We start from the raw sequence: 14,151 nt of genomic DNA, 5'->3' as shown, positions 1-14,151 counted from the left end.
TCAGTGCCAAGCCAGCCGAGGATGCGCATCTTTTCCGAAAGGGGCGGTTCGGCGTGCTTGGCGATTTTTGGCGCCAACTCGGCGACCAGCGCCCATTCTTCCTTGGAAATCGCGCCAGTGACGGCTTGCATGTCACGGCCAAGCTTCTCCATGACGGTGCGCAGTGCCATTGGTTTCGTGGCCTCTACGGACTGTGCGCCAAGTCCTGTTGCGGTAATGGCCAAGGCCACGGACAAGGCGACTGTGAAAAGCGAGCGGGTGTTCAAGGGGTGGCTCACGGGATTCTCCATGGGGGTCGTTGATGAATGTTTTGCAAACGGGCTGATGGTGGCTGGCATGCTCAAAATTCGATGCTCAGGGCAATCGATCCGAAGGCGTGGCGGCCGATCTGCTGGTCGAACTCGCGGGTTCTCCAGACGCGCATGACTGCAAGCCGCACGCCGTGCCCGGCAACAATCCATTGGCTGCTGATGCCGATGGCCGCCTGAACGACCCAGGGCCGACGGCTGACGTGGTGACTGTGGCGAAACAGGTTTCCGTCGAGCGAGAAGTCCCAGGCGACCGCCTTGGCCTCGAGGTTCAGGAAGACATGCGCGCCAGGTTTGGGCGCCAAGGCCGATTGCGGTGTTGTCGTGCGCAAATCGGCAACCGCTGAAGGTGGCCGGTTTTCCGCGCCAGGGCGGATTGGATAGCTGCCGAAGTCGTTCGGAATGTTCCAGCCGGCCCGCCATTCCAAGCCGGTGCTGGCCGCGGTTTCAATGTTTCCGATCCGCAGGGCATAGCTGCCGATCACGTCGCTGTCCCATCCTGGCTGGACGGCACCCTCCGTGTACGACTTGAACTTGCGCTCCATGGCCATCTGGAACGCAGGCTCGTTGCGCAACTGGTTGTCCCAGCCGCGAAATCGCTCGATGCCACGCACCCGATGCACCAGATCCTGCGACTTCTCTGCCAGCGACCAGGGGCCGATCACGCCCAGGGTTAGTTCGCGTACGTCCAGCATTTCATAGCTGGCAGCCTGTGGGTGGATTCGGCGATTCCACGCCAGGCCCAGGTAGAGCAGACCAGCGTACGGCCGATCGTCGGCAATCAGATCGGTACGCGTCTTGTCCTCGGGTGTGTACATAGACTGGCCAAAGCGAACGACAAGGTTTTGCGACGATGCCTGGGCGCCGGAGTCTCGCCAGAACTCGGGATCAGCCCAACCGATGAAACGGGCGTACCAACCGATCGGCCGGGGCAGGCACTCCGGGCGGAGCGCACCTTGCAGATCGCGCGACACCAAGGTCAACGCCACCCCATTGGTGTAGTTGCGGTCGGTGCCGGTGAACAAATCGTTCTCCAGGCGCAAGGTCCCGCCCCTCCAGCGCAGGGATTGCTCGGGCGGACAGTGGGAAAGATCAATCGAGAGCGGGAGTTCCGCGCTGCGGGCAGCGTTGGAACCGAGCGCCGCGCCGACAAGCAGCAACGCGGTGGCGGCCCATATCGGCCGCGGCGTCTTGGTGCCGCGCAGGCGCGCATTCTGCTTGCCCATCCGCATCACGCTGGCCCGCCATCCACTGCCCGATCGACGTAAAAGCGTTCGAGGGCGTCGATGATTTCCTCGGCTTCGTCCACGCAGGTGAACAAGTCGAGATCCGATGGTGATACATAGCCTTCGTCGAGCAGAAGATCAAAATCGACGGCGCGGCGCCAGAATGCGCGCCCCGCAAGAATCACCGGAATCCGCTTCATCTTGCCGGACTGGATCAAGGTCAGCACCTCGAACAGCTCATCAAGCGTTCCATAGCCGCCGGGGAAGGCCACCAAACCTTTTGCGTGCAGCAGGAAATGCATCTTGCGCACCGCGAAATAATGAAACCGGAACGCCAGCTCCGGACACATATAAGGGTTCGGCGCTTGTTCGTGCGGCAGCGTGATGTTGAGGCCGATCGAGCGTGCGCCAGCCTCGAAGGCACCACGGTTGGCCGCCTCCATGATGCCCGGCCCGCCGCCAGTGACGACGACGAAGTCACGGCGGTTCTGCTGCTGAAATCGTGCCGAGATCAGGCTTGCGAAGCGTCGCGCCTGCTCATAGTGGCGCGCTTGATCCACCCTGCGTCGGGCCTGGGCGAGTTCCCGCGCCAGCTTGGCATCGGACGGCGCGGCGCGTGTCTGTCGCTCCAGCGTGTCGCGGCGCGCAGCCGCGGTTTCGGCGTCGCTTACGCGGGCACTGCCGAAGACCACCACCGTCGAATGGATCCCTTGTTCGTGCAGGATGCGTTCGGGCTTGAGCAGTTCGAGCTGCAGCCGCAATGGCCGCAGTTCTTCCTGGCCAAGCAAGTCGATGTCCTCGTATGCGAGGCGGTAAGTGGGTGAATCGAGGATGGCGCGCAGGCGCTCGTCAGGATTTGCCGACGGGGTCATCGCTCGACCGCCAGAAAATCCGGCCAGCGCAGCACATGACCATATTCGGGCACCGTAACCTGCCAGCCGAGTTGCTGTTGCAAGAGTTCGGCGAAGGCCTGCGCGGCGGACAGTTCCCCATGCACCACGAAGGTTTGCGCCGGGGGTTGAACAAAACCCCGAGCCCAATCCAGCAACGCCTTCTGGTCGGCATGCGCGGAGAGGCCGTCCACGCTGTGGATCGCCGCACGTACCGGGATGTCCTCACCGAAGATGCGTACACGTTCGGCACCCTCGATCAGGCGCCGACCAAGCGTCCCCTGCGCCTGAAAACCGGGAAACAAGATGCTGCATTCCCGGCGCGGCAAGTTGTGGCGCAGGTGGTGCCGGATACGCCCCGCATCGCACATGCCGCTGGCAGAAATGATGATGGCCCCGGAGCGGATCCGGTTCAGCGCCATGGACTCCTCAGCGCTCGCTGTGAAACTCAGGTATGGGAGGTTCTCGCCGCGCGCGTGCCATCCTACCAACCGTTTCGCCTGTTCGTCGAACAATTCGAGATGTTCTCGCGTGATGCGCGTGGCCTGCGTGGCCATTGGCGAATCGACGAATACCTTCGGTTGCCGCAGCCGCCCCTCGCAGGTGAGTCGGTGCAGGTGATAAAGGATTTCCTGGGTTCGGCCGACCGCGAAGGCCGGAACGATGACATTGCCGCCGCGTTCGAACAATGTCTTTTCGACGATGCCGATCATTTCCTCTTCGGTCGCCGAGAAATCCTTGTGCTGGCGGTTGCCGTAGGTGGACTCGATGACGAGGATGTCGGCGTCCTCGATGGTTGTCGGGTCGCGCAGTATCGGGCGCGCCGGTTGGCCGAGGTCGCCACTGAAAACGAGCTTTGTCGGGTAGCCATATTCGGTGACCCAGACCTCGATGATGGCCGACCCAAGAATGTGCCCGGCATCGCGGAAACGGGCGCGCACCCCGACGCGGGGCGCGAACTCCCGGTCGTATTCGATGCCTCGCACCTGCTGCAAGCAGTCGCTGGCATCCTGCAGCGTATACAGAGGCGGCAGTGCGTCCTTTCCGCGGAGTCGCTGCGCATTGCGTTTTGCATCGCTCTCCTGGATGTGGGCACTGTCGGGCAGCATCACGCCCAGCAGATCAACCGTGGCGGGAGTGGCGTAGATGGCCCCCTTGAACCCGGCGCGCGTGAGTTTTGGCAATAGCCCACTATGGTCGATATGGGCATGGGTCAGGAGCACGAAATCAATCGACGCCGGGTCGAACGGGAATGGCTCATGGTTGCGGGCCGCCGCCGTGCGGCCGCCCTGAACCATGCCGCAATCCACCAGGAAGCGTACGTTGAGCCCTTCCACCAAGAAACACGACCCGGTGACTTCGCGCGCAGCGCCCAGAAAATGCAGTTTCATGGGATGCTCACTCCGGTTTTTTCTTTTGTATCGGGCAAGTGCTCAGGCCAAGCAGACGGTAGCCCGGACAGCGGCCAGCCAGGCCGGTGATGAGGGGCATGATTCCGATGAGTCCCAGCCAACGCCAGGATGAATCCAGCCACAGCGGGAGGCTGAGCAGAACCAGTCCGACGACGATGCGGACAATGCGGTCGAGACTTCCAACGTTGATTTGCATGACGGTCTCCTTGTGTTGAGTCAACGGCTTGAAAACGCGAGGGGGGCGGTAGCGCCACGAAGCGAATGGGTTGCGGTCGGTGCCGCCGTGGATACGTCCCAGCCACCACCAAGGGCCTTGTACAGCGCCACCAATTGCACGGCGGCGTTGGTATGTGCCCGCGCGGCTGCGGTTTCGGCCTCGTGCAGGCTGCGCTGGGCGGCCAGCAGTTCGACCAGCGCGATGTCGCCTGCCGCGTAGCGCGTCCTGGCGTGGCCGTAGCTGGTGCGCGCCGCATCCAGTGACATGCCGCGGCGCGCCAAAGTATCCAGCCCGCCGTGGTAGTCGACCAGCGCGCGTTCGGCGTCGCCCAGCGCCGCTAACACGGCCTGCTCATAGGCCAGCGCAGCCTGGCGCTCGGCGGCCTCGCGTGCCCGAATTTCGGCTCGCACGCGGCCGCCGTCGAACAGGCGCCAGGAAATCATCGGCAGGATGGAGAAGCGCGCACTGGAGGCATCGAACCAATCGCCCGTACTGAGCGCTTGGAACCCGCCACCCACACCGATGGAGAGTTTGGGAAACAGCTCGGCCGTGGCCACGCCGATGTCGGCGGAACTTGCCGCCAGGCGTCGTTCTGCGGCCAGCACGTCGGGGCGTCGGCGCAGCATGTCGGCGCGCTCGCCCACCGGCAGCGCCCGCAGCGTGCTCGGCGCCAAGGGGCCATCAAGCAGTGCCAACTCCCGCTCCGGCGGTGCGCCCAGCAGCACGCCCAGGCTGAGCACCGCGGCGCGCTGGCGCGCCTCGATATCCGGGATGAGCGCGTTGACTGCCGTCCATTGGGCGTACGCTGCCTCTACATCGGCGGCCGACGCGTCGCCCAGCGCATGCCGCAGGCGCACCAACTCCCAAGTCTGCTGCAGCGTGTCCAGCGTGGCCTGTTGTGCGTGCAACTCATAGCGGGCCCCGACGGCGTTGAACCAGGTGCGCGCGACCTCGGCCACGATGCGCATGCGTACGCCCTGTGCCTCGGCTTCGGTCGCCTGCAGGCGGGCGCTGGCGCCTTCCAGGGCGCGCCGCTTGGCCCCGAACAAGTCGGCCTCCCAGGCCGCGTCGAAGCCCGCGTCGTAGATGGTCTGCGTGGCGTCAAGACCGGGGATGGAGCCTACGGGCAAAGGGCCGTTCTCGCTTTGACGGCGCCGGTTGACGCTCGCGCCAGCGGCGGCGGTGGGTAATGCTTCGCCGGCCACACGATCGCGCAGGGCGCGCGCCTCATCGATGCGTGCCGCAGCCTGGCGCAGATCCAGGTTCTGTGCCAGCGCCGTGACCATCAGGCGATCGAGGACGGGATCATCCAGTGCAGACCACCATTGGCTTAAGTCTGCGGATTGGGATGCGCTTGCCAACGGCAGAGTCCAGCCGCTGCCGATGTCGACCGGCGGTGGCTCGCGGTAGTCGGGGCCCACGGTTGCGCAGGCAGTCAGCAGCACGCAGGACAGTGCCAGCGCGAGGGGACGTACGCGCCCAGGGGTCAGGCCGGTGGCGGTTGCGCGAAGAAAGGGTGTGCGGGTCTTGGATTTCATTGCAGGCGTCCTCGGACGAATACGGTGGCCATGGTCAACGTGGCGAGGGAGATGACCGCCAGCGGCCACAGGCTGGCGAGAATGTCACCGGTCGGCATGGCCTTGAGAAAGCTGCCTTCGACGATGATCAGGAAGTGGGTCAGCGGAATGGCCTGAGCCAGCCATTGCAGGACGACGGGCATGTTTTCCACAGGCGTGGCAAAGCCGGACATCAGCACCGCCGGAATACCGACGGCGAACGCGCCCAGGATGGCCTGCTGCTGGGTCATGCTGACGGCGGAAATCATCAGGCCGATGCCAACCACTGAGGCGATGAACAGCACCAGGCTGGCAAGCAGCAGCGCGAACGAGCCCGTGAACGGGATGCCGAACAGGAAGACGCCCGCGCTGATCATGAACAGGCCCAGTAGCGTGCCGATGGCCAGCGCCGGCAGGGACTTGGAAATGATGATTTCCGGCGTCGAGGTGGGCGACACCAGCAACTGGTCGAAGGTGCCGAGCTCGCGTTCGCGCGCTATCGATAACGAGGTGATCATCAACGAACTGAACAGCGCCAGGATGCCCGTGAGGCCGGGCACGATGTACCAGCGATAGACCAGGTTCGGATTGAACCAGTGGCGCACGACGACCGGCGTCGGCGCTTGCGCGTCGGGCACGACCTCAGCGCCGACCTCAGCAGCGATGGTGGACAGATAGGCCACAGTGATTTGGCCCGAGTTGCTGCGCCGGCCATCGACCAGCACCTGCGCGCGGCCGCTGTCACCGGCGGCGATGGCGCGCGAGAAATCGACGGGAATAGCGAGCGCGGCGATCACCTCGCCGCGGTCGATCAGTTCGTGCAGCTGCAGCTGGCTGTCGACATGCCGGACGTGGGTGATGAAGCGGGCACTGTCGAGGCGCTGCACCAGTTCGTGTGACCAACGCCCGGCGTCCTGGTTGTAGACGGCAATGTCGACGTTGCGCACCTCCAGCGTCGCGGCAAAGGCGAAGACCAGCAGTTGCAGGATGGGCGGCGCGAACACCACCATGCGGCTGCGCGGGTCGCGCAGCACGCTGAGCACTTCCTTGATGAACTGGGCGCGCAGGCGGGTGAACGAGAATGCAGCGAAGAACATCGGTTCACTCCAGGTTTTTGCGCGTGGCGCGCTTGGCGATCACGAAGAACAGCGCACCGATCGCCGCCATGGCCGCCAGGTTGGGCAGGAAGACGGCCCAGATGTCGCCGGCCAGGAACACTGTCTTGAGCGAATCGACGAAGTAGCGCGCCGGAACCGCCCGGGTGATGGCCCGGATCGGTGCGGGCATCGCGTCGATCTCGTACAGGAAGCCCGACAGCATGAAAGCCGGCAGGAAGCCCGAGAACAGCGCGATCTGCGCCGCCAGGAACTGGTTGCGCGCCAGTGACGAGATCAGCAGACCCTGGCCCAGCGCCGGCACCATGAACACCGCCGACAGCAGCAGCAGCGCTGCCAGCGAGCCCCGCATCGGCACGCCGAACACGAACACCGCCAGCGCCGCGGCGCCAAGCGTGGACAGCATGCCGAGCACGAAGTACGGCAGCAGCTTGCCGATCAGGATTTCGGCCACCGAGGCCGGTGTGGACAGCACCGCCTCCATGGTTCCGCGCTCCCATTCGCGCGCCACCACCAGCGCCGTTAGCATGGTGCCGATGATGGTCATGACGATGGCGATGGCTCCGGGAATCAGCGCTTGACGGCTTTCCAGCTCAGGGTTGAACCAGTAGCGCGGCTCCAGCACTACGGCCTGCGGCGGCGCCGCGACATCGAGCCCGGCGCGCCAGGTCTGGACCACGCCGCGCGCATAGTTCTCGACGTAGTTCGCGGTGTTGGGGTAGGAGCCGTCGGTGATGATCTGCACCAGCGGTTCGCTGCCACGCTGCGCCAGGCGCTGCTCGAAGTCCTGCGGGATCACCACGTAGCCGCGCAGGTCGCCGGAGATCAGTTGATCGGCCACTTCGCGCCGGTCATGGGCGAAATAGGCATCCAGGAAGCGCGTACCGGCAAAGGCCGCCGCAAGCTCTTGCGCCGCAGCGCCGGGCGACTCCAGCACCACGCCGACACGGACATTCTTCGCATCCAGCGACACCGCATACGCGAACAGCAGCAGCAACACCACAGGCAGCACGAACGCAATCAGCAGCGTCGAGGGATCGCGCAGCGCCTGGTAGCTTTCCTTGGTGACCAGAGCGATGAGGCGCCGCAGGTCGAAACGGCGCAAATCAGCCTGCGCGGTGCTATCCGCATTTTTGTGAGGTGCAGCGACGCTCATTTGGCGACCTCCATTTCACGTTCGGCGGACTCCACCAGATGAATGAAGGCATCCTCCATGGTCGGATCAGGACGTTCCGAACTGATGGCGATCCGCTTGAGTGCGTCGGGCGTGTCCAGCGCAATCAGGCGCGCGCGCGACAGCATGGCCACGCGGTCGCAATACTCGGCCTCGTCCATGAAGTGGGTGGTGACCATGATGGTCACGCCCTTTCGCGCCAGGCCGTTGATGTGGGTCCAGAATTCGCGCCGGGTGATGGGATCTACCCCTGAAGTGGGTTCGTCCAGAAACAGCACCGGGGGCCTGTGCATCAGCGAGCAGGCCAATGCCAAGCGTTGCTTGTGCCCCAGCGGCAGGGAATCGGGTGTCGAGGACAGCCAGCCGCCCAGATCAAAGGTGGCGATCATTTCCTCGATGCGTTCGCGCCGGGTTTCACCTTCCAGCCCGTAGACGCCGGCCGAAAATTCCAGGTTCTGCCGCACCGAAAGCAGGCCGTAGAGTGAGAACTTCTGCGCCATGTAGCCGAGTCGGCTCTTGGCTGCGCCGGTGGCGCGGCGCAGATCGTGCCCCACCACTTGCGCCTCGCCCGCAGTGGGCTTGAGCAGGCCGCACAGCATCTTGAAGGTAGTGGATTTGCCGGCGCCATTGGGCCCAAGCAGGCCGAAGATTTCACCCTTTTGCACTTCGAAGCTGACGTTGTCGGTGGCCGTGAATTCGCCGAAGCGCTTGGTGAGATTGCGGCAAGACACCGCAATGTCGGAACCCAGCTCGACCGGCGACAGGCGCTCGGCGAGCTGCGATGTACCGCCGGGGCCGCCGCCGAGAAGATCGATGAAGGCGTCTTCGAAGCGGGCCGGCACTTGGGCCAGGCGCACTTGGGCCTGATCCGCCAGCTGTTGTACGTCCTGCACGGTCGCGCCCTCGCGCAGCACCACGCGGACACCAGCGCCCTGAATCACACCATCGCTGACGCTGGGCAAATCCAGGACTTTCGTCAGGACTGCTCGGCGTTCGGTGCCGACATCTTCGAGACGGAAGCTCCGGCCTTTGAGCTGCGCGGTCAGCTCTTGCGGTGGGCCGTCGAAGAGCAACTGGCCTTCGTTGAGCAGAAGCACGCTTTCGCAACGCTCGGCCTCGTCCAGATAGGCGGTGGACCAGACCACCGCCATGCCCTCATCGGTCAGGGCCTGCACCATGCGCCACAAATCCTGGCGGCTGACCGGGTCCACCCCGACTCCAGGCTCGTCCAGCAGCAGCACCTTGGGTCGCGCCATGAGCGCACAGGCAAGGCCGAGCTTTTGTTTCATGCCGCCGGAGAGCTTGCCGGCCAGGCGCTTGGTGAAGGGCGCGAGGCGCGTGAAATCCAGCAATTCGGCGAACAGCGCGGCGTTGCGATCCGCATCCATGCCGCGCAACTGCGCATACAGCCGCATGTTCTCCATCACCGACAGGTCTTCGTACAGGCCGAAGCGCTGCGGCATGTAGCCGCTGGCGACGTGGATCGCGTCGTTGTCCTTGACCACGTCGAAGCCGGCCAGAGTGACACGGCCAGCATTGGGCACCAGGAGCCCGGTCAGAATCCGCATCAGCGTCGTCTTACCGGCGCCATCGGGGCCGACCAGTCCCGTCAGCCGCCCATAGTGGATGCGTGCGCTCAAGCTCCGCAGGGCCTTTACGTCGCCAAAATGCTTGTTCAGGCCTTCGATGACGACGGCGGCGTTATCGGCGCTGGCGCTTGTAGGCGTGGTGGCCATGGCCGTGTTCGCCTGCATCTCAACGCTCCCCCACGCGCGCGCCAGAGACTGGTTTGGCATCGACCGCTATCGTCACCGGCATGCCCTGGCGCAAGGCGGCGTCGGCATCGGCTTCGTCGATGACGATGCGCAGGCGATAGACCAGATCCGTGCGCAAGTCCGTTGTCTCCACCGTCTTGGGCGTGAACTCGGCGCGCGGCGAGATGAAGCCGATCTGGCCGCGATAGACCTTCTCCGAAGAATCGCTCTTGACGCGCACCGCCGTGCCGGGCGCGATGCGCCCCAGATCCGGCTCACCCACGTAGGCGCGCACATACACAGGCTTATCCAGACTCAGGCTGTAGACCGTGCTCTGGCTCGCGACCATGCTGCCGGGTTCGCGCACCCGCGCGATGACGGTTCCGTCGCTGGGCGACGTCAATTCGGTGTCCGCCAGGGACGTAGTGGCTTGCGCTGCTGCTGCCTGCGCGGCCGCCAGACGAGCCTCTGCCGCGGCGATGTCCTCTTTGCGAAAACCTTCGATTGCTTGCGACAAGGCGGCCTTGGCTGCTTCGGCGCCCGCGGCGGCCTGATCCCTTGCGGTGCGGGCGGCATCGACCGTACGCTGGCTGCTGGCGCCCGATGCCAGCAGGCCGCTCTGGCGCTGAAGATTGCGCTCGGCCTCGGTGACGAGCGCCTGAGCTTTCTTAAGCGCCTCGCGCGCCTGGGTGATCTCCTGCGGCCGCAGGCCACGGCGCAGCTTGGCCAGTTCCGCCTGCGCCACCTGCACCTGGGCCTGTGCCGCCACAAGGGCGTCCCGATACGGTTGCGCGTCGAGCGCGGCCAGGCGCGCGCCGGCGCGGACGGCATCACCCTCATCGAAAGCCATCTGCATCACGCGCCCGGGCTGGCGGAAGGCCAGTTGCACCTCGCGGATGTCTACGTTGCCGTAGAGGCGCAACGCATCTTCCTTGTTACGGTCGCGCCATAGCCAGAACGCCAGTGCGCCGCCAAGAGCGATCACGACGACAGCGATCACGGCCCAACGAATTTTTTTGATGGAGAGGTTTGGAGTGGTCATTGAAGGGTTTCCGCTAGATAAATATGTTCAGTGCTCGCGCGCGGTCGGCACATTCGCCGCTGACCGGCGCCAAGCCATGGCCGCTATGCCCGCCCACACCAGCGTGCGCAGCGTCATGGCCGCCGCCGTCCGCCGCTCCCAGGCGCCACCCAGAACCACATGCACTCCGAAAGCCAGGAACACGAGCGCACTCGCCACCGCGATGGCAACCGCCAACCACATAGCCCAGCGCCGGCGCATCCACAAGCCAACGCCCGCGACGATGTAGGCGAAACCGGCCAGAAAATTGAACCAGAGCACGAACGGCACATAGTGGCCGGCTGCCTGGCGCGCCGCACCGTCGACAAACAGCACTGCGCCACCTTCCTGGAGGGTCAGCAGGCCAAATCCGATGGCAATCAAGGAAATCACACGCATCCAGATCGCGCGTCCGCTGTGTGCCGTCATGTTTGTTGCTCCCGATTTATCGAAGGGTTTGGAGGTCGCAGTCGCGCTTGCGGAGCAGACGGATCCTTCATTTGGTGCTTTCGATGCCACGCCGATAGATGGCAAACACGCCCGGCGCGTCTCGCCGAATGCGACTGACCTTGCCGGCCAGCAGCGACTGCATGACGAGTCCCTGGATCGTGCCGATGAACAACACGGCGGCGGCATCCACATTCAGATCCGCATCCAACTCGCCCTGCACCTTGCCGGCTTCCATCAAACGGCGCAGGCGCTGTTCGTATTGACGAATCAAGGTCTGCACCATCCGCTTGGCGAGTGTCTCGCCGGAGCGCTGCAGCTCTCCGAACAGCATGCGCGGCACGCCGGGATGCTTGGCCACGAAGTCGATGTGCGCCATGAACATGGCTTCGAGCGCCGCGGCAGGTGACTTAGCGCCTTCGGCCGCCTTGTCCACGCGTACCAGCAGACGCTCGCCGACCCAGGTCATCGTTGCCTCCAGGATCGCGTCCTTGTTAGGGAAGTGACGAAACAACGCGCCCTGCGTCAAACCCATTCGATCGGCGATGGCCGTGGTCGTGATATCGGCCGGGTTTTGCTCCGCTGCCAAGTCGACCACGGCTTGCACCGTGGCTGCACGCCGCTCTTCGGCGGACAGATATTGAGGACGTTCGCTCATCGCTCAGACTCCATAAAGTAAGTGACCTATTACTATCCTAACACGCAAATTAACCAGGACGCAAGATCAGAAAGCAGACAGGCTGTTGCGGTAAGGGCCAGCTCTTGTCCATCCGGTGCGCTCAACGACCGACTTTGATGAATCTCAAGAAGCGAGCGCGCCATTCAAGCGGTTGACGAGGCATTCGACTGACAAGTCGGCTAGTTCGTTGAGGGTGCGGGAAGTTGATTCGCCGGGGCGCCAGTGGAAATTCATCCCACATGGCCAGCAAGGCTTGCATCTTTTCCTGCAAGCGATAAGATAGTAATAAGTCACTTGCTAAATGAGATGATCAAACATGAACCCCCTTGCCACGTCTGACAAGTCCGTGCCGGCACCATCCGAAATCTTTCACCCCGATGTCCTGGATACGCTGGCGAACGCCTGGCGGGCGCGCGCCACTGGCGGGCTGTCGCCGGCTGCGGGTTTGCTGGCTTGGTACGACTGGGCGCTGCACCTGAGCCTTTCACCGGGCAAGCAGCGCAGCCTGATCGAAAAAGGGCTGCACAAGCAGCAACGCCTGGCGCGCTACGCCGCGCACGCTGCAAGCGCTCAGGGCTGCCCAACGTGCATCGAACCGCTGGAGCAGGATCGGCGCTTCGCGGCTCCGGCCTGGCAGCAGTGGCCGTTCAACGTCATTCACCAAGGGTTCTTGCTGCAGCAGCAGTGGTGGCACAACGCCACCACCGGCGTGCGTGGCGTGTCGCGCCATCACGAGAACATGGTCACTTTCGCGGGGCGGCAGTGGCTGGACATGTGGTCGCCTTCGAATTTCGTCTGGACCAATCCGGAAGTGCTGGAAGCCATCAGAGCCAGCGGCGGCGCCAACCTGTGGCGCGGCGCCATGAACTTCTTCGACGATGCGCAGCGTCTCGCGCTTGAGGATGCGCCGGCCGGGGTCGAAGGCTTCGAGGTTGGCAAGGACGTGGCGGTCACGCCGGGAAAGGTGGTGTTCCGCAACCACCTCATCGAGCTGATCCAGTACACACCCACGACGCCCGATGTGTATGCCGAGCCGGTGCTGATCGTGCCCTCGTGGATCATGAAGTACTACATCCTAGACCTGTCGCCACACAACTCGATGGTGAAGTACCTGGTCGACCAAGGGCACACGGTGTTCATCATTTCATGGAAGAACCCGACCGTGGTCGATCGTGACCTTGGCCTGGAGGATTACCGGTGGCTGGGGGTCATGGATGCGCTGGACACGGTCACGGCCATCGTGCCCGAGCGCAAGGTGCAGGCGGTTGGCTATTGCCTGGGCGGCACCTTGCTGACGATCGCCGCTGCTGCGATGGCGCGCGACGGCGATGATCGGCTGCACAGCTTGACGTTGCTGGCGTCGGAGACCGATTTCCGCGAGTCGGGCGAAATCGCACTGTTCATCGACGACAGCCAGTTGGCTTGGCTAGAAGCCGGGATGTGGGACAAAGGCTATCTCGACGGCAAGCAGATGGCCGCATCTTTCCAGATGCTCAACTCGCGCGACCTGATCTGGTCCCGCCGCGTGCGCGAGTACCTGCTGGGCGAACGCCAGCAGTTCAATGACCTGATGGCCTGGAACGCCGACGTGACGCGCATGCCATATCGCATGCACAGCGAGTACCTGCGGCGCCTGTATCTGAACAACGATCTGGCCGAGGGGCGCTACCAGGTCGGCGGACGGCCGGTGGCGATCGCCGACATCGAAGCGCCGATGCTCATCGTCGGCACGGTGCGCGATCACGTCGCCCCTTGGCCATCCGTCTACAAGATGCACCTGCTCAGTGATGCGGAGCTGACCTTCGTCCTCACCAGTGGCGGGCACAACGCCGGCGTGGTCAGCGAGCCGGGGCACCCGCGGCGCAGCTACCAGATGGCGACTCGCAGCACCGGCGCCCGCTACGTTGATCCACAAACATGGCGCGCCGAAACCCCACTGAACGAGGGCTCCTGGTGGCCGGCCTGGCAGCAATGGCTGGCGCGGCGCTCGACCGGGCGTGTGACGCCGCCTGCGATGAGCGGCACGCAAACACCGCTTGGTGATGCGCCGGGAACCTATGTGGCAATGCGATGACATGACGCCCCGAGGCCTCAATTCAGCCACCCGACTTCGACCGGGACACTCCTGCGGGATGGCCCATACCCGCCCTAATGGGGCATCTAATGACCGTGGAGCAATGAAATGAACAGTGAACTGCCCATCCAACTTTACAAGGCCAATGCCGAACTGCAGCTTCAGATCACCCGTTTGCTGCAAGAAAGCGGCCATCACTGGCTGGAAGCCATGCAACAGCTCAGCGCTGGCAGCATGCT

At 64.1% G+C, this 14,151-nt stretch carries 12 protein-coding genes and 1 pseudogene; 1 reads left to right on the top strand and 12 read right to left on the bottom strand.

Annotation, left to right across the window (positions count from 1 at the left end; translation table 11 throughout):
- The 12 genes and pseudogenes from WBB14_RS11475 to WBB14_RS11420 all read right to left on the bottom strand — a co-directional run.
- Positions 1–290, bottom strand: a pseudogene (locus WBB14_RS11475) (cytochrome c); the annotation flags it as partial.
- A 50-nt stretch (positions 291–340) separates the two neighbouring features.
- Complete coding sequence (locus WBB14_RS11470; protein WP_226466839.1) at positions 341–1,534, bottom strand: lipid A deacylase LpxR family protein; 1,194 nt, start codon at positions 1,532–1,534, stop codon at positions 341–343.
- Positions 1,535–1,539: 5 nt separating this feature from the next.
- Positions 1,540–2,406 (bottom strand): TIGR00730 family Rossman fold protein, encoded by an 867-nt coding sequence (locus WBB14_RS11465; RefSeq protein ID WP_226466837.1) that lies wholly within the window; start codon positions 2,404–2,406, stop codon positions 1,540–1,542.
- Complete coding sequence (locus WBB14_RS11460; protein ID WP_424239922.1) at positions 2,403–3,815, bottom strand: MBL fold metallo-hydrolase RNA specificity domain-containing protein; 1,413 nt, start codon at positions 3,813–3,815, stop codon at positions 2,403–2,405. Before WBB14_RS11460 ends, WBB14_RS11465 begins: the two co-directional genes overlap by 4 nt.
- A 7-nt stretch (positions 3,816–3,822) precedes the next feature.
- Entirely contained in the window at positions 3,823–4,032 is a 210-nt protein-coding gene (locus WBB14_RS11455; protein WP_017244801.1) for a YgaP family membrane protein, read from the bottom strand.
- 20 nt (positions 4,033–4,052) lie between these two features.
- The gene (locus tag WBB14_RS11450; protein WP_424239921.1) at positions 4,053–5,591 is read right to left on the bottom strand and encodes an efflux transporter outer membrane subunit; all 1,539 of its coding nucleotides are present in this window, start codon (positions 5,589–5,591) and stop codon (positions 4,053–4,055) included.
- On the bottom strand, positions 5,588–6,706 hold the full coding sequence (locus WBB14_RS11445) for an ABC transporter permease (protein WP_028840145.1): 1,119 nt from the start codon (positions 6,704–6,706) through the stop codon (positions 5,588–5,590). The genes WBB14_RS11450 and WBB14_RS11445 overlap by 4 nt, the downstream gene beginning before the upstream one ends.
- 4 nt (positions 6,707–6,710) lie before the next feature.
- Positions 6,711–7,880, bottom strand: a complete 1,170-nt coding sequence (locus WBB14_RS11440; RefSeq protein WP_021249549.1) for an ABC transporter permease — start codon at positions 7,878–7,880, stop codon at positions 6,711–6,713.
- Complete coding sequence (locus WBB14_RS11435; RefSeq protein ID WP_021249550.1) at positions 7,877–9,652, bottom strand: ATP-binding cassette domain-containing protein; 1,776 nt, start codon at positions 9,650–9,652, stop codon at positions 7,877–7,879. The genes WBB14_RS11440 and WBB14_RS11435 overlap by 4 nt, the downstream gene beginning before the upstream one ends.
- Position 9,653: 1 nt before the next feature.
- On the bottom strand, positions 9,654–10,694 hold the full coding sequence (gene hlyD / locus WBB14_RS11430) for a secretion protein HlyD (protein ID WP_226466833.1): 1,041 nt from the start codon (positions 10,692–10,694) through the stop codon (positions 9,654–9,656).
- 27 nt (positions 10,695–10,721) lie between these two features.
- Entirely contained in the window at positions 10,722–11,141 is a 420-nt protein-coding gene (locus tag WBB14_RS11425) for a hypothetical protein (RefSeq protein ID WP_021249552.1), read from the bottom strand.
- A 67-nt stretch (positions 11,142–11,208) separates the two neighbouring features.
- On the bottom strand, positions 11,209–11,817 hold the full coding sequence (locus WBB14_RS11420; protein ID WP_021249553.1) for a TetR/AcrR family transcriptional regulator: 609 nt from the start codon (positions 11,815–11,817) through the stop codon (positions 11,209–11,211).
- A gap of 337 nt (positions 11,818–12,154) precedes the next feature.
- Here WBB14_RS11420 and WBB14_RS11415 point away from each other — a divergent pair, with 337 nt between their 5' ends.
- The gene (locus tag WBB14_RS11415) at positions 12,155–13,912 is read left to right on the top strand and encodes a PHA/PHB synthase family protein (RefSeq protein WP_021249554.1); all 1,758 of its coding nucleotides are present in this window, start codon (positions 12,155–12,157) and stop codon (positions 13,910–13,912) included.
- The last annotated feature ends 239 nt before the right edge of the window (positions 13,913–14,151 follow it).

The organism is Achromobacter sp., assembly GCF_049647645.1.
GTDB lineage: Bacteria > Pseudomonadota > Gammaproteobacteria > Burkholderiales > Burkholderiaceae_B > Achromobacter.
The sequence above is the reverse complement of the archived record's forward strand: the minus strand, read 5'-3'. Positions and strand labels throughout refer to the sequence as shown.

Coding starts and splice junctions, on each gene's coding strand:
- WBB14_RS11470 (WP_226466839.1), bottom strand. CDS start 1,534: ATGGGCAAGCAGAATGCGCGCCTGCGCGGCACCAAGACGCCGCGGCCG.
- WBB14_RS11465 (WP_226466837.1), bottom strand. CDS start 2,406: ATGACCCCGTCGGCAAATCCTGACGAGCGCCTGCGCGCCATCCTCGAT.
- WBB14_RS11460 (WP_424239922.1), bottom strand. CDS start 3,815: ATGAAACTGCATTTTCTGGGCGCTGCGCGCGAAGTCACCGGGTCGTGT.
- WBB14_RS11455 (WP_017244801.1), bottom strand. CDS start 4,032: ATGCAAATCAACGTTGGAAGTCTCGACCGCATTGTCCGCATCGTCGTC.
- WBB14_RS11450 (WP_424239921.1), bottom strand. CDS start 5,591: ATGAAATCCAAGACCCGCACACCCTTTCTTCGCGCAACCGCCACCGGC.
- WBB14_RS11445 (WP_028840145.1), bottom strand. CDS start 6,706: ATGTTCTTCGCTGCATTCTCGTTCACCCGCCTGCGCGCCCAGTTCATC.
- WBB14_RS11440 (WP_021249549.1), bottom strand. CDS start 7,880: ATGAGCGTCGCTGCACCTCACAAAAATGCGGATAGCACCGCGCAGGCT.
- WBB14_RS11435 (WP_021249550.1), bottom strand. CDS start 9,652: ATGCAGGCGAACACGGCCATGGCCACCACGCCTACAAGCGCCAGCGCC.
- hlyD (WP_226466833.1), bottom strand. CDS start 10,694: ATGACCACTCCAAACCTCTCCATCAAAAAAATTCGTTGGGCCGTGATC.
- WBB14_RS11425 (WP_021249552.1), bottom strand. CDS start 11,141: ATGACGGCACACAGCGGACGCGCGATCTGGATGCGTGTGATTTCCTTG.
- WBB14_RS11420 (WP_021249553.1), bottom strand. CDS start 11,817: ATGAGCGAACGTCCTCAATATCTGTCCGCCGAAGAGCGGCGTGCAGCC.
- WBB14_RS11415 (WP_021249554.1), top strand. CDS start 12,155: ATGAACCCCCTTGCCACGTCTGACAAGTCCGTGCCGGCACCATCCGAA.